The organism is Duganella sp. GW821-FHT07F09 (assembly GCF_059418705.1).
This window is the reverse complement of record NZ_JBWKQJ010000024.1, coordinates 1-20,063: the sequence shown is the minus strand read 5'-3', so window position 1 is coordinate 20,063 and position 20,063 is coordinate 1. Positions and strand designations below refer to the sequence as shown.

Annotated in this window: 21 protein-coding genes; 7 read left to right on the top strand and 14 right to left on the bottom strand. The window is 70.6% G+C overall.

The genetic code is table 11. The features are described 5' to 3' along the window. Positions 1–3 precede the first annotated feature (3 nt). The 10 genes from AC07P1_RS32625 to AC07P1_RS32580 are packed head-to-tail and all read right to left on the bottom strand — an operon-like array spanning position 4 to position 10,843. Positions 4–2,433 carry an ATP-binding protein gene (locus AC07P1_RS32625; RefSeq protein ID WP_494699752.1) on the bottom strand — a complete coding sequence of 810 codons (2,430 nt, stop codon included), beginning with the start codon at positions 2,431–2,433 and terminating at the stop codon, positions 4–6. Beyond that, positions 2,418–4,979: a hybrid sensor histidine kinase/response regulator gene (locus AC07P1_RS32620; protein WP_494699751.1), complete on the bottom strand. Its 2,562-nt coding sequence runs from the start codon at positions 4,977–4,979 to the stop codon at positions 2,418–2,420. The genes AC07P1_RS32625 and AC07P1_RS32620 overlap by 16 nt, the downstream gene beginning before the upstream one ends. An 8-nt stretch (positions 4,980–4,987) precedes the next feature. Further along, entirely contained in the window at positions 4,988–5,821 is an 834-nt protein-coding gene (gene sctT / locus AC07P1_RS32615; protein ID WP_494699750.1) for a type III secretion system export apparatus subunit SctT, read from the bottom strand. After that, positions 5,818–6,357 (bottom strand): hypothetical protein, encoded by a 540-nt coding sequence (locus AC07P1_RS32610; protein ID WP_494699749.1) that lies wholly within the window; start codon positions 6,355–6,357, stop codon positions 5,818–5,820. Before AC07P1_RS32610 ends, sctT begins: the two co-directional genes overlap by 4 nt. Beyond that, positions 6,354–7,688: a type III secretion system ATPase SctN gene (sctN, locus tag AC07P1_RS32605; protein ID WP_494699748.1), complete on the bottom strand. Its 1,335-nt coding sequence runs from the start codon at positions 7,686–7,688 to the stop codon at positions 6,354–6,356. The genes AC07P1_RS32610 and sctN overlap by 4 nt, the downstream gene beginning before the upstream one ends. Beyond that, a complete protein-coding gene (gene sctL, locus AC07P1_RS32600) occupies positions 7,685–8,413 on the bottom strand; it encodes a type III secretion system stator protein SctL (RefSeq protein ID WP_494699747.1) in 729 nt (242 codons plus the stop codon). The genes sctN and sctL overlap by 4 nt, the downstream gene beginning before the upstream one ends. After that, positions 8,398–9,114 carry a type III secretion protein HrpB4 gene (locus AC07P1_RS32595; RefSeq protein WP_494699746.1) on the bottom strand — a complete coding sequence of 239 codons (717 nt, stop codon included), beginning with the start codon at positions 9,112–9,114 and terminating at the stop codon, positions 8,398–8,400. Before AC07P1_RS32595 ends, sctL begins: the two co-directional genes overlap by 16 nt. Then, entirely contained in the window at positions 9,114–9,935 is an 822-nt protein-coding gene (gene sctJ, locus AC07P1_RS32590) for a type III secretion system inner membrane ring lipoprotein SctJ (protein WP_494699745.1), read from the bottom strand. The genes AC07P1_RS32595 and sctJ overlap by 1 nt, the downstream gene beginning before the upstream one ends. 4 nt (positions 9,936–9,939) lie before the next feature. Next, positions 9,940–10,353 (bottom strand): hypothetical protein, encoded by a 414-nt coding sequence (locus AC07P1_RS32585; protein ID WP_494699744.1) that lies wholly within the window; start codon positions 10,351–10,353, stop codon positions 9,940–9,942. 10 nt (positions 10,354–10,363) lie between these two features. Next, positions 10,364–10,843: an HrpB1 family type III secretion system apparatus protein gene (locus tag AC07P1_RS32580; RefSeq protein ID WP_494699743.1), complete on the bottom strand. Its 480-nt coding sequence runs from the start codon at positions 10,841–10,843 to the stop codon at positions 10,364–10,366. A gap of 258 nt (positions 10,844–11,101) precedes the next feature. Between AC07P1_RS32580 and sctU the strand changes: the two genes are divergently transcribed. From sctU to AC07P1_RS32545, 7 genes are read left to right on the top strand one after another with little or no spacing between them, the layout of a single operon-like run. Continuing rightward, entirely contained in the window at positions 11,102–12,202 is a 1,101-nt protein-coding gene (gene sctU / locus AC07P1_RS32575; RefSeq protein WP_494699742.1) for a type III secretion system export apparatus subunit SctU, read from the top strand. Further along, a complete protein-coding gene (locus AC07P1_RS32570; RefSeq protein ID WP_494699741.1) occupies positions 12,199–14,136 on the top strand; it encodes an FHIPEP family type III secretion protein in 1,938 nt (645 codons plus the stop codon). The genes sctU and AC07P1_RS32570 overlap by 4 nt, the downstream gene beginning before the upstream one ends. A 13-nt stretch (positions 14,137–14,149) precedes the next feature. Next, on the top strand, positions 14,150–14,773 hold the full coding sequence (gene sctP, locus AC07P1_RS32565; RefSeq protein WP_494699740.1) for a type III secretion system protein SctP: 624 nt from the start codon (positions 14,150–14,152) through the stop codon (positions 14,771–14,773). A gap of 27 nt (positions 14,774–14,800) precedes the next feature. After that, positions 14,801–15,880, top strand: coding sequence for a type III secretion system cytoplasmic ring protein SctQ (gene sctQ / locus AC07P1_RS32560; protein WP_494699739.1), 1,080 nt, complete (start codon positions 14,801–14,803; stop codon positions 15,878–15,880). Continuing rightward, on the top strand, positions 15,864–16,511 hold the full coding sequence (gene sctR / locus AC07P1_RS32555; RefSeq protein WP_494699738.1) for a type III secretion system export apparatus subunit SctR: 648 nt from the start codon (positions 15,864–15,866) through the stop codon (positions 16,509–16,511). The genes sctQ and sctR overlap by 17 nt, the downstream gene beginning before the upstream one ends. A gap of 17 nt (positions 16,512–16,528) precedes the next feature. Next, a complete protein-coding gene (gene sctS / locus AC07P1_RS32550; RefSeq protein WP_494699737.1) occupies positions 16,529–16,789 on the top strand; it encodes a type III secretion system export apparatus subunit SctS in 261 nt (86 codons plus the stop codon). Beyond that, positions 16,786–17,682 (top strand): hypothetical protein, encoded by an 897-nt coding sequence (locus tag AC07P1_RS32545; RefSeq protein ID WP_494699736.1) that lies wholly within the window; start codon positions 16,786–16,788, stop codon positions 17,680–17,682. The genes sctS and AC07P1_RS32545 overlap by 4 nt, the downstream gene beginning before the upstream one ends. 3 nt (positions 17,683–17,685) lie before the next feature. Here AC07P1_RS32545 and AC07P1_RS32540 read toward each other — a convergent pair whose 3' ends face one another. The 4 genes from AC07P1_RS32540 to AC07P1_RS32525 form a co-directional block, all read right to left on the bottom strand. Then, a complete protein-coding gene (locus AC07P1_RS32540) occupies positions 17,686–18,141 on the bottom strand; it encodes a type III secretion system chaperone family protein (protein ID WP_494699735.1) in 456 nt (151 codons plus the stop codon). A gap of 134 nt (positions 18,142–18,275) precedes the next feature. Then, the gene (locus AC07P1_RS32535; protein WP_494699734.1) at positions 18,276–18,539 is read right to left on the bottom strand and encodes a hypothetical protein; all 264 of its coding nucleotides are present in this window, start codon (positions 18,537–18,539) and stop codon (positions 18,276–18,278) included. A 93-nt stretch (positions 18,540–18,632) separates the two neighbouring features. Next, positions 18,633–18,875: a hypothetical protein gene (locus AC07P1_RS32530; RefSeq protein WP_494699733.1), complete on the bottom strand. Its 243-nt coding sequence runs from the start codon at positions 18,873–18,875 to the stop codon at positions 18,633–18,635. 14 nt (positions 18,876–18,889) lie between these two features. Then, positions 18,890–19,855, bottom strand: a complete 966-nt coding sequence (locus AC07P1_RS32525; RefSeq protein WP_494699732.1) for a hypothetical protein — start codon at positions 19,853–19,855, stop codon at positions 18,890–18,892. Positions 19,856–20,063 lie beyond the last annotated feature (208 nt).

The following is a 20,063-nucleotide window of genomic DNA, read 5'->3' as shown; positions in this document are numbered from 1 at the left end:
GTCTCAAGAAACGCAATGGAGCCGTACGGCGGCCAGCAACACCTTCGGCGGCAACGGCCGGCACAGCATCGCCGCCGGCCGCCCGGCCGGGTCGGGCGCCGCCGTCGTCGCCTGCCGCAGCGCCTGCCTGGCCCAGGTGCCGGCGGCGCACACCGCGATCAGCGGCGGTGCCGCGCCGAACTCGGCGCTCACGGCCCGCCGCACGCCCTCGGCCATGCCATCGGACAGCACGTCGTCGCTCAGGATCAGATCCGGCATCCGCTCCATCCCCGGTAGCAAGCGCGCCAGCTCTGCCAGCGAGCCGGCGCTGTCGCACAACACCCCGCAGGCCTCGAGGGCTGCCGCCGCCTCCTCCCGCTCGCACTGGCGGCGCGCCACCTGCAACACGTACAAGCCGGTCAGTTCACCGCAGTCCGGTTCGGCGCGCCGGCGCAGCGCCAGCTGCGCCGCCTGGCGCGCGCCGGCCGCCGGCACGAGCAGCCGCGCGCGCGTGCCGGCGCCGGGCAGCGAGCGCAGTTCCAGTCTATGCCGCGGCAGCAACGCCAGCATCGAGGCGACGATGGTCAAGCCCAGGCCGATGCCGCGCGCGCGTTCGCGGCCCGGATTGTCGGCCTGGAAAAACGGCTTGAACACCTGCCGCTGCAACGCCTCCGGAATGCCCTGGCCGTTGTCGACGATGTCGACCCGCCACTGCCGCCCCGCGGCCACCACGCGCGCCAGCACCCTGGGCCCGCCGGCGCGCTCCGGTTCGCTGAACTTGATGGCGTTCGACAGCAGGTTGCGCAGCACCCTGGCCAGCAGCTGGCGATCGCTGCGCACCAGTGCCCGCCCCGGCCACGCCGGCAGCCGCAGCCGGACCGTCACGCCGCGCGGCTCGCTCAGCGGGCGCAGCGCCCGCACCACCTCGGCCACCAGCTCGGCCAGGTCGAAGGCCTCGTCGTCGACGGCCACCATGCCGCACTCGAGCCGCGACAATTCCAGCACCGCGTTGAAGGCGCCCCGCATGGCGTCGCCGGCCTGGCGCGCCATGCCCAGCAGCGCGCCGGTGCGGGCGACGTCGCCGCGTCCGGCCGCGTGCGCGGCCGCGCCCAGCAGGCTGCCGATGGCTTGCATCGGCTGGCGCAGCTCGTGCGCGGCGGCCGCCACGAAGCGCGACTTGGCCAGGTTGTCGCGTTGCGCCAGGCGGCGCTCGCGCTCGCGCCCGCGCACCGCGAAATACCCCAGCGACAGTCCCAGCGACAACAACAGCAGGCAGATCGCCAGCCACAGCCGCTCGGTGCGCAACGCCGCACGCTGCAGGCGGTTTTCCTGTCCCAGCAGCGCCAGGTTCTGCTGCCGCTGGCGCGCCTCCAGCGCGGCGCGGTGGCGCTGCACGCGGCCGTCGAGGATGCGGCCCTCGCGGCGCTCGCGCAGGCGCCGCAGCTCGCGCTGCGCCGCCAGCGCCTGCGGGTAGCGGCCGGCCCGCTCGTAGGCCGTGGCCATCCAGTCCAGCAACAGGGCGACGTAGCGCTCGTTCCTGGCGCGGCGGTAATACGCCAGCGCCCGCTGCACCTCGCGCTCGCCGCGCGCCAGGGCGCCGCCATCCATGTGGCACAGGCCGGCCGTCGCCAGCCAGCCGTCGGGCACCGCGCCGCCGATGGTGGCGCGCAGCGCCAGTCCCCGTTCGGCCAGCCGCAGGCAGTCGCCGTAATCGCGCCGGTCCCACGCCAGACTGGCCAACAGGTCGAGCGCGGCCGCCTCGCGGTCGCGGTTGCCCTCGTAACGCGCCCCGGCCAGCGCGCGCTGGCATTGCTCGCGGGCGTAGGCGGCCCGCCCCATCCGGCGCGCCAGGCGGCAACCGTCCAGGTCCAGCTCCAACAGCAGGCGTGGCAATTGGAAGCGCTCGGCCAGCGCCCGGCTTTCGGCGCCGTACCACAGCGCCATGCCGGTGTCGTCCATGCGCGCGTACGTGGCGCTGATGCTGGCCAGGGCGCGCGCGCGCGCGCCCGGGTCCAGGCCCTGGCGCTCGAGCACGATGCGGTGGTGGGCCAGCGCGCCGGCGAAATCGTCCTCGATCGCGGCGATCTCGGCCACCATGACGTGCGCGCGCAGCGCCATGTCGCCGTCGCCGCCGCGTTCGGCCTCGCCGAGCACCTGGCCGGCGGCCAGCAGCGCGGCGTCGATGTTGCCGTCGATGTAGCGCCATACCTGCGCCTGCAGCCAGTGCGCCCACAGCAGGCTGGCCGGATCGCCGGACTCGGCGCCGAGCACGTCGAGCTGCGCCACCACGTCGCGCAGGCGCGGATCGCGCTGGGCCAGCAGCGCGTCGGCGCGCGCCAGCAGCGCGGCCCGGGCGGCGCCCGGGCCGGCCACCGGGGCCGACGCCGTCAGCGCCAGCGCACATCCCAGCGCGCCCAGCGCGATGGCCAGCCTGCGACCTAGCGTTCGCCACATAGCGCGCGGATCTGCGTCAGCAGGGTCGCCGACGCCACCGGTTTGCGCAACACCACGGCCCGCGCCAGCTCCGGCCCCAGCGCCAGCGCCTCGCTCTCGCCGGTCAGCACGATCACCGGCAAGGCCCGCTCGAACTCGGCCGCCACCGCCCGCACCACGTCGCGCGCGGTGTGCGCGGCCGACAAGGTGTAGTCGGTCAACACCAGGTCGGGCATGCGCTCGAGGCTGGGCAGCAGGGCCTCGAGCTCGGCCAGCGAACCGGCCGGCTCGCACAACACCCGGTATTCCCGCAGCAGGGCCTCGGTCGATTGCCGCACCAGCCGGTCGTCCTCGACATAGAGCACATACAGCCCGGCGACGTCGTCGGCGCTGGCGACGGCGGCCGGCGGCGGCGGCGCGGCGATCGCCTCGTCGTGCGCGGCCACCGGCACGCCGACCGAGAAGCGGCTGCCGACGCCGTCGCGCGAGCGCAGGCGCAAGGTGTGGCGCGACAATAACGTCAGGATGGAATCGACGATCGCCAGGCCCAGGCCCATGCCGCGGTCGCGGTCGCGCCCGGGATTGTCGGCCTGGAAGAACGGCTTGAACACCTGGCGCTGCAGCGCGTCGGGGATGCCGACGCCGTTGTCGACGATGTCGATCCGGCAATGGCACCCCAGCCCGACCACGCCGACCACCACCACCGCCCCGCCCGGCTTGGACGGGTCGCTGTACTTGATCGCGTTCGACAGCAGGTTGCACAGCACCCGGCCCAGCAACTGGCGGTCGCTGCGCACGGCCAGCACGCGGCCCGGGCGCAGGCGCACCCGGATGCGGACGCCGCGCAGCTCGCTGAGCGGACGCAGCGCGAACACCGATTCGTTGACCAGCTCGGTCAAATCGAAGCTGCTGTACTCGGCCGCGATGGCGCCCGACTCCAGGCGCGACAACTCGAGCACGGCGTTGAACGAGCTGCGCATGGCGTGCGCGGCCTTTTGCGCCGTGTCGATCAGGTCGCGGCTCTTGTCGACGTCGCCCCGGCCGATGGCGTGCGAGGCCGCCCCCAGCAGGTTGCCGATGGCCTGCATCGGCTGGCGCAGGTCATGCGCGGCCTCGGCCACGAAGCGCGACTTCTTGTGGTTTTCCTGCTGCGCCTTGCGGCGCGAGCGCTCCTTGTCGCGCAGCTTGAAAAAGCCGACCACCCCCACCAGCAGCGCGATCAGGAAGCCGACCGCCAGCTCCAGCTGGCCGTTGGTCAGCTGCGCCTGCTGGAGGCGGTTCTTCTCCTGCAGCGCGACGATCTCCTTTTGCCGCGCGGTCGACTCGAACGCCGAGCGCATCTGCAAGGTGGCGCGGTCCAGCTCGCGCTGGGAGGCGGCCTCCTGCAACGCGCTGTGCTCGCGCAACGTGGCGAACGCCTCCTTGAACATGCCGGCCCGCTCATAGGCCGTCGCCAGGGTGGACAAGGTATCGCCGATGGCGGCGTCCTCCTTGCCGTCGCGGTACACCTGCAGCGCCGCGCGGATCTCGCCCTCGCCCTGCGCCACCGCCCCCAGGCCGATATGGCACAGGCCGATGTCGGCCAGCGCGGCGGCGCGCGCCCTGTCGTTGTGCTGGGCGGCGCGCAGCGCCATCGCCCGTTCGGCGAAACCGAGGCAGGCCGGATAGCGCCCGGCCTCCCAGGCGGCGTTGCCCATCATGCCCAGCAGGTCGGCCTCGATCTGCCGGTCGCCCACCTTGCGCGCCAGCGCCAGGCCTTGCCGGCAGGCCCGGTCGGCCTGCGCGGGCTGCTTGAGACGGACGTAACTGCCGCAGCGGCCCAACGCCAGGGTCGCCAGCATCGCTTGCGCGTGCAGCCCCTCGGCCACGGTGCCGGCCTGGTGGTTGTAGTCGAGCGCCTGGCGCTCGTCGCCCATCTGGCTGTACAGCGCGCTGATGTTGTTGAGCGCCACCGCGCGGTGGTACAGGTCGCGCTCGCCGTGGCCTTGCAACAGCCCGAGCGCCGTCTTCTGGTGCGCCAACGCGCTTTTGAAGTCGCCCAGTTCCTGGTGGCACATGGCGGCCGTGTCGTGCAACGCGCCGGCCAGGCGGTTGCCGACGCCGTCGGCCCGCGTCAGCGCCTGCTCGGCCAGCAGCGCGCCGTCGGCCGGCTTGGCGTCGAACAGGGCCAGCACGCGCGCGCGGTAGTTTTGCGCCCACAAGGTGCTTTCCTTGTCGCCCGCGCGCTCGCCCAGCGCCGCCAGCTCGTCGATATAACGGCGCGCCTTGGCGTCGCCGGTGTCGATGTAGAAATTGATCAGCGTGTTGAGCGTCTTGCTGCGGTCGTTGAAGGTGGCGCCGGCCGGCATCTGGTCCTGCAGCGCCTGCAACTGGGCGATGGCGCCGGGGCGGTCTTGCTGGAACAGCGCGTTGATGCGCACCAGCTCGGTGTAGACGGGGGTCGGCGGCGGTGGCGCGGCGGCGGCCCGGCCGTGCGGCCAGGCCAGCGACAGGGCCAGCGACAGGGCCGGCACGAGCGGCGCCAGCAGGCCGGAGGAAAGGAGGGATAGGGACGGTCGGGGTCGCATCCGTTCTCCTAGCGCGGCGCCGGGCCGTGCGCGCCCAGGGTGCCGCGCTGGACCAGGGCCTGGAAGTGCTCGAACGTGAACTCGGTCTTGACCTGCTCGACCAGCGCGCCCGTCAGCAGCACCAGCATCAGCAGCGCGATGGCGCCGCGCACCGGCTGGCTCAGCGACGTCGGCTCGAGCTTGTCGGCGGCCTTGGCCACCAGCCCGAAGCCCAGGTCGATCAGCACCAGCACCAGCATCACCGGCGCGGCCAGCTTGACGGTGGCGCTGGCGATGGTGTCGACCCGGCTGATCAAAAAGCTTTGCGTCATGGCGTCGAGCGAGGGCAAGCTGGCCGTCAGCGGCCACCAGCGGAACGATTCGAACAGCGCCCCGAGCAGGAACAGCATGCCGCCGGAGACGTAGAACAGCACGATGGCCATCTGGATCAGCACGTTGGAGATGGGCGTGCTCTGCTCGCCGCGCAGCGGGTTGCTGGTTTGAATATTGTTAAAGCCTGCCATATTGTCGATGATCACTCCCACACTTTGCGCTATCCAAAATACCGACGAGGCCGTATATCCGATCACCAGCCCGATGAACATTTCCTTGCCGACGATGATGAGCATGGTGAGCCCGTCGATCCTGCTCAACGTGTCGGCCGGCTGGCCGGCGGCGATGAACAGGCTGATGGCGTACACCACGCCGTTGCGCACGCCGCCCGACAGCACCTGGTCCGACGCCGCCGGCAGCACCACGAACACCACCAGGATGCGCACGCTGCACAGGGCCAGCAGCATCAGCAGCGCCAGCAAGCCCTCGTGCGAGGACCACAGCGCGGCCAGGCCGTCGTTCAGGGTCACGCGGCCTCCCCGGCCTCGGCCTGTGCTGCGGCGGCCTCGGCAGCGCGCTTGGCCAGCATGCGCGCCAGGCCGGTGTCGGCCGCCTCGTCGTCCTGCGCGTCCTGCGACGCCGCGTCGGCGGCGCGGCCGGCCGCCGCCAGGCGCTCGACGATGCCGTCGCGCCGCGCCGTGGCGGCGCCGATCTCGCGCTGGGTCTGTTCCAGCTCGCGCCGCTTTTCAATAATTATAGCTTCTGCCGCTTTCTGCGCGGCAATTGCCGTATCGTGCTCGCCGGCCAGGCGGGCGCGCCAGGCGTCGTGCTCCAGGTACAGCCGGGGCGTCAGGGCGGCGCCGCCGGCCAGCAACGCGTCGAGCCGGCCGGCGTGCGCGTCGAGCGCATCGCGGCAAACGCCGACCTCGTCGGCGCGCCGCCGGGCCGCCTCGACGCCGGCCGCCAACGCGGCGCGGCGCTCGGCCAGCAACCGCTCGAGCCGGCCGATGGCGCGCGTCTTGACGTCGCGCAGGGTGCGCCAGGCGCGCAGCGCGGCCGGCCTCACCGGGCGATCCCGGCCAGCCGCCGCAACGTGTCGTCCGGCGCGGCGCAGTCGTCGGTCTCCTGGCACAGGAAGGCGTGGATTGCGTCGTGGCGGGCGATGGCCTCGTCGGCCATCGGATCGGCGCCGGCCTGGTATTCGCCGATCTGCAGCAGCGGTTCGACCTCGTCGTACTTGGCCATCAGGCGCCGCAGCCGGCCGGCGTGGGCCCGGTGCTCGGGGTCGACGATCTGGCTCATCACACGGCTCAGGCTGCCGAGCACGTCGATCGCCGGATACTGGTTGCGGGCGGCGATCTGGCGCGACAGCACCAGGTGGCCGTCGAGGATGCCGCGCACCTCCTCGGTGACCGGGTCGCTGCCGCTCTCGTCCTCGGCCAGCACCGTGTACAAGGCCGTGATCGAGCCGTGTTCGCCCATGCCGGCCCGCTCCAGCAGGCGCGGCAGCTCGGCGAACACCGACGGCGGAAAGCCGCGCCGGGTCGGCGGCTCGCCGGCGGCCAGGCCGATCTCGCGCTGGGCGCGGGCGAAGCGGGTCAGCGAATCCATCATCAGCAGCACCCGCAGCCCCCGGTCGCGGAAGTGCTCGGCGATGGCGGTGCCGGTCTGGGCCGCCTTGGCGCGCTCGATCGCCGAGCGGTCCGAGGTCGCGCACACCACCACCGTGCGCGCCATGCCCGCCGGGCCCAGCACCAGCTCGATGAACTCGCGCACCTCGCGTCCGCGCTCGCCGATCAGCACGATCACGTTGACGTCGGCGGCGGTGCCGCGCGCCAGCATGCCCAGCAAGGTGCTCTTGCCGACGCCGGCCGGCGCGAACACGCCCATGCGCTGGCCCTCGCCCAAAGTGGTCAACGCGTCGATGATGCGCACGCCGGTCGGCAGTGGCGTATCGACCAGGCGCCGCGTCATCGGATTGGGCGCCGGCGCCTGGATGCTGGCCAGCTGGTCGCAGCGCAGCGGCCCGGCGCCGTCGATCGGCTCGCCCAGGCCGTCGACCACGCGGCCCAGCAGGCCGTCGCCGACCTTGATCGACAAGGCCCGGCCGTGCCCGCTCACGCGGGTCTGGCGGCACAGGCCCTCGACGCTGCCGAACGGCGCGAGGATCGCCTGGCGGCGGTTGAAGCCGACCACCTCGGCCCGCTGCAACAGGGTACCGTCGGCCTGGCGCAGGTCGCACAACTCGCCCAGCTTGACGGCCAGGCCGCCCACGCGCAGCAGGGTGCCGGTGACCTCGACCACCTTGCCGACGGCGGCGTGGGTCGGCTGGACGGCGATGGCCGCTTCGATGGCGTCGGCCAGCAGGTGCAGCCGATGCGGGACGTCGCGCTTCACGGCCGGTCTCCGCCGTCGCCGGCCGCGTCGTCGCCGGCCTCGCCGTCATCGGCCGCGCCCGCCTCCTCCAGCGCCTGCCGCAGCGACTTGCGCAGCGCCGCCAGTTGCGCCGGCAGGCCGGCGTCGAGCACGCCCGAATCCCATTCGCACAGGCAGGCGCCGACACCGGCGCCCGCGTCTTCGATGATGGTCGGGCGCAAGGCCAGGCCGGCTTCGCCGAACACCTGGCGCACCTTGTAGGCGTCGTCCGGATGCACCGTCACCGACAGGAAGGATGCCTGTTCCAGCTCGGCGCCGACGATTTCGGCGGCGCGCTGGAACAGGCCGTCGCGCCCGGTGCAGGCCAACAGCCGCTGCACCGCCTGGTGGACTATGGCGGCCAGGCGTTCGCGCATGGCCATCAAGGTGGCGCGCTCATCGCGCATGCGGGTTTGCATGCGCGCGTGGTGTTCGTCGAGCGCGCGCTGGCGGCCGGCGGCGTAACCGAGGCGCGCGCTGTTGGCGCTGCGCCGTTCGGCGTCGGCGACGATGGCGCCGGCCTGCTCCCCGGCGGCGGCGACGATGGCGGCCGCGCGCGCGCGCGCGTCCTCCAGCAGGGCCGCGCCGCGCTGTTCGATCGCCTGCCAGCCCTGGTCGAGCTCGAGCACCTGCGCCAGTTGTTCGCGGCGCACCACGTCCGTACCCAGGCCCAGCGGACCGGCCTCGCCTCTCAGCCAAATAACCATGTCAACTCCGGAAACAATGTTGGTAACAGCGCCAGCAGCGCGTCGCTGTCGGTGGCCGCCGGCGCCGCGCGCGCGATTCTGTCGTCGGCCGCCGCCACGGCATCGGCGGCGGCAGGCAACACCAGTTCGATCAGCCGGCGCAGGCTGGGGTCGCGCCAGACGGCGTCGCGCTCGAAATGGCCGTAGCCGTCGATGGACCACGCCAGCAGGTCGGCATGGGCCGGCAGCGGCGACGGCGCGACCGCCGCGCCGTCGCCCGCAGCGGCAAAAGCGGCGGCGCGCAGGCCGGACAGCGCCACCGGCCCGAACAGCGCGCGCAATCGCGCCAGCACCGTGCCGTCGACGCACAGGCCTAGCGCGGCACGGTGCGCGTACAGCGCCCGCGCGGCCAGCACCAGTAGCAGCGACGGCTTGTCCAGCACCGCCAGGCGGTGCGCCGCCGGCGTAAAACTATCGGGCGCGACCGGCGCCAGGCCCAAACGGCCGCGCAACGACGCGCCGCGCCGGGCCAGCGTACCGCCCGACGGCAACGGCGGCAGTCCCTCCTGCAGCTCCAACCGCCGCAACCAGCTGGCGTCGATATCCTCGGCCAGGCACATCAGCCGGCCCTGGTAGGCCAACAGCAGCGGCGCCAGTTGCTCGACCTGCAGCATCGCCGGGCCATCGGCGCCCGTTTCGCCTGGCGGCGAACCGGCCGCCATCAGACCACCCCGCGCGGACCGGCGCGGCGCGCCTGCAGCCAGCGCGTCGCCGCCGCCTGGCCCGGCAGCGGCACGCCGCGCCGGCGCAGCAGCAACGCCGCCAGCCCCAGCAGGGCCAGCGCCAGCGCGGCGCCGCCGCCCCATAGCAGGCCGCGCGGCAGCCGTTGCGGCCTGGCGCCGACGGGCGCCGGCGTGGCGCCGGCCACCATGACCACGCTGACGTTTTCGTAGCTCAAGCCCTCGACGCTGTGCACCACCAGGTTCTTAATGCTGGGCACCAGCGAGGCGACATCGGTGTTGGCGCGGTACTTGATGAACACCGACGCGCTGGGCGGCTTGACCACGCTCGACAACGGATCGTTGTTGGGCAGCGCGATCTCGACATGGGCCATGGCCACGCCGTCGATATCGTTGAGCGTGCGCGACAGCTGCTGCGAGACGCCGAAGATGAAGCGCACCCGCTCCTCGGTCGGGGTCGAGATCAGGCCGTCCTTCTTGAACATCTCGCCCAGGTTGGTGTACTTGGCGTGCGGCAGGCCGTGCGCGTGCAGCGCCTCCATGGCGCGCGCGAAGTCGTCCTCGTCCACGCTGATGAGCCAGGTCTTGCCGTCGTCGGGCGAGCTTTTGTCGGCGTCGATATCGGCCTGCAGCAGCACCGTCAGCATGTCGTTGGCGTCGGCCTCGCTCAACTGCGCGAACAGTTGCTTGCCGCAGCCGGACAGGGCCGCCGCCAGGCACAAGGCCAGGCAGACATGCGCCGCAATGGCCTTGCCGCGTTGCAGGTGGCGTTTCACATCGGACTCCCGGTACGTGGCGTTCATGGGCTTATTGGTTCTTCATCAAGGTCTGGACCGCCGACTTGCTGGACTCGGCCATCGTGTTGACCATGTTCAGCTTGAACGACAGCATGGCCATCTCGCTTTGCATCTTCATGACGCCGGCGGCCGCTTCCGGCCCGCTGCCCAGGTCGCTGATCGACAGCGACTGGATGTTGTCGAAGGTGGTCCTGGCGGCCAGGTCCTGGTCGTCTATCATCCGGTGCAACTGCGACGGACCATGCGCGTGCACGCGGCCGGCCGGACCGTGGCCGACCTCCTGCATCAACGCGCTGAAGCGGTCGACCAGGGCGGGCTCGGGCGGTGCGGGGACCGCCGGCGCGGCGGTGGCAGCGGTGGCGGCGGTGGCGGCGGTGGCCGGCGCGGCGCCGACCGGGGGAATCGGGGGAATGGCGGCAATCATGACGGTCTCCTCAGGCGCGCAGGTAATAGGAATGGGAGATCGCCTCGTCCACGGCCGGCACCGGCGACGCGGCGCCCTCCCCCGCATCGTCCTCGGCCGGTTTGCCGAGCATCAGGTTGACCAGGGCGACGGCGTCGGGGTCCTCGTCGCGCTCCAGCACCTCGTTGGCGCTGATGCGCCAGGCCGGATCGCCCGAGGCGTACAGGCAACAGGCGTGCAGCGCGGTGCAGATCGGCAGGTTTTGCAGCCCGCTGTTGCTGTGCAGCGTGCGCAGCACATGGGTCGCCTCGATGTATTGCCGGCGCTTGATGAACAGCCAGGCGTCGAAGGTATCGAGCTCGCGGAATTTCGGCCGCAGCACGCGCAGCGCGGCCAGCAACGCCTCGGCCTCGGCCAGGCTGCCTTGATTGATGCCGGTCATTAATATCTCGATCAAGCCGGTGGCGACCGTCCGGTCGCAGTTGCTGTAGTCGTTCTCGCTGTGGTTCATGATCTTTCCTGGTGGTGATGGTCATCGGCAGCTACCCGGGCGACATGCCTGTCCTGCGTCTGATGGCGACAATAGCCCGCCGGCGCGGCCCGGCCCGGCGCCAAAGCGAACCGGCGCGCCGCCAAACGAAGACGGCGCCGGGGCTTCGGCACCGGCGCCCGCGCTTCGTTTGGCGCCCCGCCGCCGCCGGCGCGGCGCCCGACAATCGGCCGTACGGGTTGCCACCCGACCTCCCACCCTCGACCTCCACCGGCGGCCATGTCAGACGAAAAAACCGAACAACCCAGTAGCCAGAAACTGGAGGATGCCAAGCGCGACGGCAAATCGCCCAAAAGCACCGACGTCGTCGGCGCCGCGGTGCTGCTGTCGAACGCGGCGCTGATGGTCATGGCCGGCCCGGCCCTGGGCGCGCGCCTGCGCGCGCTGCTGGCCGGCGCGCTCGACATCGGCGCCATCGCCCGTCCCGACGCCGACCTGCTGCTGTACGCGCGCCGCATCGGCCCGGACGCGGCAATGTTGCTGGCGCCGTTCCTGCTGGTGAGCATGCTGGCGGCGGTGGTCGGCAACTGGATGCAGACCGGTATCAACCTGTCGATGAAGCCGGTCGAGTTGAAGTTCGACGCCGTCAACCCCGGCGACGGCCTGACCCGCATCTTTTCGATGCGCTCGATGATCGACCTGGGCAAGATGACGGTCAAGGCGGCGCTGATCGGCTGCGTCATGTGGAAGACGCTGATCGCGCTGGCGCCGCTGATCGTCGGCGTGCCCTACCAGCCGGCGCTCGACGTGGCCCAGCTGGCATGGCAGATGCTCAACCGTTTCCTGCTGGTCGGCGGCGTGCTGTTCCTGCTGATCGGCGGCGTCGACTTCGGCATCCAGCGCTGGCTGTTCATGCGCGACCAGCGCATGAGCAAGGACGAGGTCAAGCGCGAGTACAAAGAGTCCGAGGGGGACCCGCACATGAAGGGCCAGCGCAAGGCCATGGCCAAGGAGATCGCCGAGGGCCCGGCGCCGGTCGCCCCCGAGCAGCTGGCGCGGGCGCAGGCGGTGATCGTCAATCCGACCCACTACGCGGTGGCGGTCAGCTACGACCCGCACGGCTTCGGCCTGCCGCAGGTAGTGGCCAAGGGGCTCGACGGGCAGGCGCTGGAGATCCGCCGCCTGGCCCAGCAAATGTCCATCCCGATCATCGGCAACCCGCCGCTGGCGCGCGCGCTCTACACCGTGCCGCTCGACGACGCCATTCCCGAGGCGCTGTTCGAGACCGTCGCCGCCGTCCTCAAATGGGTGCGCGACATCGGCACCCCCGACGCCGGCGCCCTGCCGCCGTCGCACTCTCACCTGGTGGAACCGCTATGAACGTCTTGAAAAAAATGGAAGTGGGCGGCGAGGTCGCCGTCGCCGCCGTGGTGGTGGCCGTCATCGCGCTGATGATCCTGCCGCTGCCGACCTTGGCCATCGACGGCCTGTTGGCGCTCAACATCGCCATTTCCGTGATCCTGCTGATGATCACGATGTACATCCCCAGCGCCGTGTCGTTCTCGTCGTTCCCGACCTTGCTGCTGTTCACCACCATGTTCCGGCTCTCGCTCAACATCGCCTCGACCAAGTCGATCCTGCTGCACGCCGACGCCGGCCACATCATCGAGAGCTTCGGCCAACTGGTCGTCGGCGGCAACATCGTGGTCGGGCTGGTGGTGTTCCTGATCATCGCCACGGTGCAGTTCATCGTCATCGCCAAGGGCTCGGAACGGGTGGCCGAGGTGGGCGCGCGCTTCACCCTGGACGCCATGCCGGGAAAACAAATGAGCATCGACGCCGATCTGCGCGCCGGCAACCTCACGCCCGACGCCGCCCGCAAGAAGCGCGCCAACCTGGCCACCGAGAGCCAGCTGCACGGCGGCATGGACGGCGCCATGAAGTTCGTCAAGGGCGACGCCATCGCCGGCCTGATCATCACCATGGTCAACATCCTGGCCGGCATCGTGGTCGGCGTCACCTACCACGGCATGAGCGCCGGCGAGGCCGCCAACCGCTTCGCCGTGCTGTCGGTCGGCGACGCCATGGTGTCGCAGATCCCATCGCTGCTGATCTCGGTGGCGGCCGGCATCATGATCACCCGCGTGGCCGACGAGCACGCCGAGGGCGAACAGTCGCTCGGCGCCGAGATCGCCCGCCAGCTGACCGGCAACGCCCGCGCGCTGTACACCGCCAGCGCCCTGCTGAGCGCGTTCGCCTTCGTGCCGGGCTTCCCGTCGGCCATGTTCCTGATACTGGCCGCGCTCGTGGCCGTGGCCGGCGTGGTGCTGCGCCGCAAGGAAAAAGCGGCCGGCGGCGGCGGCGTCGAGCTGCCCGCGCTCAAGCGCCTGGCCGGCACCGAGGACAAGCAGGGCATGCCGACCATCGCCGACAACGCGCCGGACTTCTCGCCGCAGATCGCGATCCGGCTCTCGCCCGCGCTGGCCGCGCTGCTCGACGCCGACGCCCTCAACGGCGCCTTCGACGCCGCCCGGCTGCGCCTGGTCGAAGAGCTGGGCCTGCCCTTCCCCGGCGCGGCGATGTGGAAAAGCGCGGGGCTGGCCGGGCTGTCGTACGAACTGGCGTTGCAGGACGTGCCGATGGGCGTGCTGACGCTGGAGCCGCCGGCCGCCGCCGGCGCGCTCGAGGACGCCATCGTCACGCACACGGCCGCCACGCTGCGCGCCCACGTGCAGCTGTTCGTCGGCCTGCAGGAGACCCAGTGGCTGCTCGAGCGGGTCGGCGCCGACTATCCGGGGCTGGTCGAGGAGGTCAAAAAGGCGCTGCCGACGCAGCGCATCGCCGACGTGCTGCGGCGCCTGCTGGAGGAGCAGATCCCGATCCGCAACATGCGCGCCATCCTCGAGAGCCTGGTCGCCTGGGGGCCGAAGGAGAAGGACATCCTGACCTTGAGCGAATACGTGCGAGGCGACCTCGGCCGCTTCATCGCGCACCGCGCCACCGGCGGCCAGCGCAAGCTGCCGGCCATCATGCTCGACGCCAGCGTCGAACAGCTGATCCGCCAGGCCATCAAGGCCACGCCGGCCGGCAACTACCTGACCTTGCCGCCGGACCAGGTGCAAGCGATCATCACGCGCATCGAGCAGATCGCCGGCCCGGCGCCGGCGCCGCTGCTGGCGGTGGTGACGTCGATGGACATCCGGCGCTACGTGCGGCGCATGATCGAGCACAAGCTGGGCTGGCTCAACGTGTATTCGTTCCAGGAGCTGGGCGGCGACGTCGACCTGCAGCCGCTGGGCAAGCTGGTGCTGTAGAGGGGCGCCAGGCATGCCGATCAAATCGCCCCCGCCGCAAACGGTGCGCCTGCTGCCCCGCACCGACCCCGCGCCGGCCGGCGCGGGCCGCCAGCGCGCGCTGCGCCAGCAATTCAAGAACAGCTACGCCAGCCCCCCGCAGCCACCGTGCACCGAAGGCAGCGAACCGGACGAGTTCCACGTAGGGCGGATTAGCCGGCACGGCGTAATCCGCCAAGAGCCGTCGGCGGCCGACGACGAACCACGCGACCCCGGCCGGCCCGGCGAACCCACGCCGGCCGAACCCACGCCGCCGCCCGCCGCCGCCGCCACCCTCTCCAACCGCATCGCCCGCGCCTGCCTGCGCGACGAACAAACCAACCTGCGCAACGGCCGCCTGGCGGCCATCATCGCCCGGTTCTGCAACGCCCCCGGCATTTTGGACAGCGGCGGCTGGCACCTGCAGATCGCCATCGACCCGGCGCTGCTGCCGGCCACCCGGCTGCACCTGACGCTTTCGTCCTGTCGCCTGTTACTTCGGTTTGAGACCGGCGACCACGACGCCCATCGCTTAATCTTAGACAACAGCAAGGAGTTGCAGCATCGTCTGCACGCCCTGCTGCCGGCGCAGATCGAAGTGGACATCGTCTGCTGGTGACGCCGGCACCGACAACCAGGAATCGTCATGCCCCGAGATAGCAAAACCATACAGCCGTTGCGGGCCAGGGTGGCATCGCTGGCCGCGCCGCTGGCACGGCTCACGCGCAGCCTGTTCGAGCGCCGCACCAGCGCGCTGGCGGCGCAGCTGGGCATCACCATCGCGCCGCTGCCGGCGCCGCCCGGCGTTGGCGCCATGAAGCGTCCCGCCAGCCTGCAACTGCACAGCCCGCAGGGCGATCTGAGCTGCGCGATCGACCTGTCCAAACACCCGGCGCTCGAATGCGCCGCACTGGCGCCGTCCGGCCGCTGGCGCGCCACGCTGGCCGACGCCCTGCTGCAACCGTGGTTCGCGCTGCTGCGCGAGCAAGGCCTGCCGGCCCTGTCGGTGACGGCGCTGCTGCCGCTGACCGACACCGGCGACGCCATGGACCACGCGCTCGCCGCCGGCCTGGCGCTGCAATTGCGCTATGACGAAGACGAGGACGGCGCCACCACGCTGGTGGTGACCGACATCGACGCCGCGCTGGTAGCCGCGCTGGAAGCGACGCCGCGTCCGCAAGTGCTGTTGCCGGAATGGCTGGGGGCGCTGCCGCTGGCCGGCGGCGCCGTGCTCGCCGCCCGCCGCTGCCGCGCCGACGTGCTGTCGTCGCTGCGCGAAGGCGATGTGCTGCTGGGCTGGCGCGCCGGCCTCGCCGACGGCCTAGCCACCCTGCCCGGCGTCACCTTGCGTTGGGGCGCGCCACAGGGCCTGCACTACCGCGCCGCCGCCGGCATCGCCGACGGCGTCATCATCCTCGACGCCCCCCCCACCCTTTGCCTGGAATCCTCGACCATGGACCACACCACCACCAACGGCGCGCCAACCGACCTCGGCGCGTTGGAATTGCCCGTCACACTGGAAATCGTCACCCTGGCCATGCCGCTGCAGCAGATCGGCATGATGCAGCCGGGCCAAGTGCTGGAACTGCCGCTGTCGCTGGCCGACGCCCGCGTGCGCATGGTCGCCTGCGGCCAGACCCTCGGCCACGGCACGCTGGTGGTGGTCGGCGAACAACTCGGCTTTCAAATCGGCGCGATGGTGAACACCGATGAACCAGACGCCTGATTTCGCCTCGCTGATCCTGGCGGTCTTCGCGCTCGCGCTGCTGCCGTTCGCCGCCATGGTGGTGACCTCGTACACCAAGATCGTAGTGGTGCTGGGCCTGCTGCGCAACGCCATCGGCGTGCAGCAGGTGCCGCCCAACACGGTGCTCAACGGCATCGCCATCATCGTCTCCTGCTATGTGATGGCGCCGGTGGGCATGGAGGCGATGAAGCAGTCGCAGGCCCATGGCGCGGAGACCGGCGGCAACGGCATGGTGCAGCTGCTCGACAACGCGCGCGAACCGTTCCGCCAGTTCCTCGTCAAACACACCAACGAGCGCGAAAAAGCGTTCTTCCTGCGCTCGGCCGCGCAGGTCTGGCCGGCCGACAAGGTCGCCCAGCTCAAGCCGAACGACCTGGTGGTGCTGGCGCCGGCGTTCGCGCTGACCGAGCTGACGGCCGCGTTCAAGATCGGCTTCCTGCTGTATCTGGTGTTCATCATCATCGACCTGGTGGTGGCCAACATCCTGATGGCGATGGGCCTGTCGCAAGTCACGCCCAGCAACGTCGCCATCCCCTTCAAGCTGCTGCTGTTCGTGGTCATGGACGGCTGGTCGACGCTGATCCACGGCCTCGTGCTGACCTATAAGTAACATTCACGGGAGAATTTATGGACTTTGACAATATCGGCCGCATGACCTCCACCGCCATGACGCTGTGCCTGCTCGTGTCGCTGCCGGCGGTGCTGGTGGCCGCGCTGGTCGGGCTGGTGGTGTCGTTCCTGCAGGCGGTCACGTCGCTGCAGGACTCGAGCATCTCGCACAGCATCAAGCTGGTGGCCGTCTCGGTGACCGTCATGCTGGCCGCGCCCTGGGGCGCCTCGGCCGTGCTGCAGTTCGCGCGCAGCGTGATGGAATCGATCTTCGTATGAGAATCGGCGGGTCCGGTCCCAGCGACCTGCAACAGTTGCTGGCGCAGGCCGACGTCGAGGCCAGCAACCGGCCGACCATGACGGCGGCGGCGGCGGCCCAGCGCAGCCTGGCCGGCCGCCGCGCCGGCCACCACCACTTGTCCGCCGCCGCCGAGGAGGCGGCGCGGCCCGACCGGGTGCTGGCGCCGCTGAACAACGCCCACATCGCAGCCCTGCTGGCCAGGCTGCGCGCGCGCCAGAAACGCGGCGCGCCCACCCCGGAGGCGAGCGACAACGCCGGCGAACTCGAAGAGCTGTTATTGATGCTCGAATCGCAGGCGCGGGCGCAACCGCCGCAGCGCCCGGTGATCCGCGCCGGCGCCCGGCAACACCAGGGCCAGGCGGGCGGGCAAGCCTGGCAAACGCCGCGCGACGCCTGGCGCGGCGACGACCGCGGCGCCACAACGGGCGAGAAGGCAACGGCGGCGCCGCCGGACGACACCATCGACGCCATCGGCGCCGTGCTGCGCGACCATCTGGCGCCGGCCGCCAACCAAACCGATCCGGCCGCCGGCGCCCACGCGCTCGAGCAGGCCCTGCTGGCGCTGCACACGCTGCAACGCGCGCCGGCGCCCAACCCGCCGCTGACCGCCTCGCTGCTGCGCCTCACCCATGCCTATCTGAGCCAGCCCGGCGCCACCGGACCCGGCACGCTGGCCGCCGTCAAGCAACGCCTGATGGCGCTGTTGCCGCCGCCGGCGGGCCCTTGCTCGCCCGCGCTGCGCCAGCTGCACCTGTTCCTGCCGGTGCTGCTGCTGAACGCGGCGCGTCCGCGCACCGCGCGCCAGCGCGACCTGGCGCTCGCCAAGATCGCCGTGCTGCTGGCCGGCGCGCGCCGCGTTTCTAAACTCTAAGCTTTAAGCTTTAATCCACAAATACGAACCGTTGGCGACCTGCTCGAACATGTCGTCGTCCATCTGGAAGATATTGTCGCGCCAATAGCGGCCGTGCTCGGCGTAGTGCGCCAGCAGTTCGGTCAGCCAATCACCGCCCACCTCGTCGCCAAACTCCACCCGCACGATCATGACGATGCCGCCGGTCTCCGCGTCCATGCCGAGCTGGGCCTGGTCCTGGGCGTAGATCACCAGGTTCGCCTCCAGCAGCAGCCGGAACGCCTTGAGCGTGCGTCCGCTGCTGACGATGCCGTAGTTGAAATGAAGATAGAGCGCGTGCGGGTCGACCTCGACATGGTCGACCATCACGTCGAAGCCTTCGACCTCCAGCATGCGGTGCTCCAGCACCGCGTCGGCGTCCGGGATCTCCATGCTGACGCACAAGTCACGGAGGACGGCTTCAAAGCGTGCTTCGCTCACGATGGGGGCCCGATCAAAAAGAAGATGTAAAAAAACCGGCTGGCGCCGGTTGCAAAGGTGGAGGGGCGGAACACGGACCTGGCGGTACCGCGTCCCGCGCCGCCGCCGCGCCATCGGGCGCGACGGGATGCAGATTATTGCGCCAGCGCCTTGACGCCCTTGCCAATTTCTTCTTGCACGTGGCACATGGCTTCGTTCAGTGCGATGGCATTCTGGATTTTGGCCATCTCCACCTGGGCGGCCATGGCGATGGCTGCCGACGCCTGGGCGGCGCTGATGCTGGCCATCGCGCCTGCTGCTTCGGCACCGGTGCCGAGAAGGGCGCTGCCTGCCGCGACCCCAGGAACAACGTTAGGGTTAGGAGTTGCTGGTGGTGGGGTGTTTACTTTGTCGACCATGGTGATACTCCTTAAAATTAGAAAAAGTTAAATACGACTGGACAACGTGACTGCGGGTGTTGCGGGTACTGCGGGTACTGCGGGTGCTACGGTTTAAACTTGTTGCCGCGACGCTGGCTGGCAAATCTTGGCGGCCGCCAACAACCCTGCGTGCAAGGTTTGTTTTTCCTTGCGCAGCATGGGGTCGGCCTCGATGGCCCAGTTGGCGAAGGCGTCGGCGCTACGCTCCAGCGCGGTGGCAACGGCCAGGCAGCGCGGATCGGCGGGATCGACCTCGAGCAGCTCCTGGAAGCGCTCCATGTCGGTCAGGACGTTAGTGGTTAGAAATGGAAACATGTAGCGCTCCAGGGTCAGTGGGCGACGGCCAGGGCCGCCGGATCGGCGCTGGCGGTCAACGCCGGCGCCGGGAAGTGTTTGCTGCCGTCGAGCGACTGCACGTAGCGCAGGCCGCCGGCGTCGAGCGCGGAGTCGCTGTCGGCCACGCTCCAGCCGGGCCGCACCTCCGTCACGCGGGCCTCGAGCTGGCGCACGGCGGGGCCGAGATCGGCGGCCAGCTGCGCCAGATGTTTGTGGACGATGGCGCTGTCGCGGGTGGTGCCGGTGACGACGAAGCGGCCGTCACCTTCATAGCCGGCGTTGAGCGTCGGTTCGCGCAGCGATTCGGTGATACTGGCAAGCACGTCGTTGACTATGGCCAAGTGGGCGATCGTCTTGTCCGGCGCGGTCCGATGCAGCAAGTCCCGCACGGCGGTCGCGTCGGCGCCGGTGCGCACCACGCCCCGCACCACGATCAGGCCGTTTTGTTCGTTCACCTGCAAGCCGGTCTGGCCGATGCCGGCCAACAGGCCCGGTATCTGGCGGCGCAGGCTGTCGAGTTGCGGTGCGGCCGGGCTCACGTGCGCCGGCTGCATCGCCAGCAAGGCGGTGCTCAGCATGGCGGCGGGCACCGCCACCGCGCCCAGCGCCAGCCAGCGCGTCAAGCCGTTGCGGGACGACTGCGCAGGCGCGACCGGCGGGACCGGCTTGGCGAGCTCCAGCGGCGCGGCGGCGACAACCTGGTCCGGGTCGCCGATGCTCAGTGCGATATCGTTGAATTGGATGGTTTGGTGTTCGATGACCGGGACCGCCGTGTCGGCGTCGCCGCCGGTCCAGCAGATGCGGCCGTCCTCGGCGATGGTCAAGGTGACCGGGGCGTGCAGCCAGTCGCTGATGTGGACGCTGGCGGCATCGTCGGCGCCGATGCGCCAGCTTCCCGCCGCGAGCCGCAGTGCCGCGCCCCGATGGCGCCCGCTCAAAATCCGGATTTCCTTGATCATGTGCCCACTCCTTCTACCGTTCCGCCGCATGATTGCCGCAGTCCATGAGTGGTACTGTATCGTCCCCATCCAACGCCGCCGGACGCGAAACCGAACTTCTATCGCGAATTCCGCATCTCCCAAAAAAAACGGGGGTCAGGTCCTGAGCCTTCCCCTCAAATATTGCTTGTAAACAGAGTGGGTACCTGTTAACTTTCAATCCTAAAAA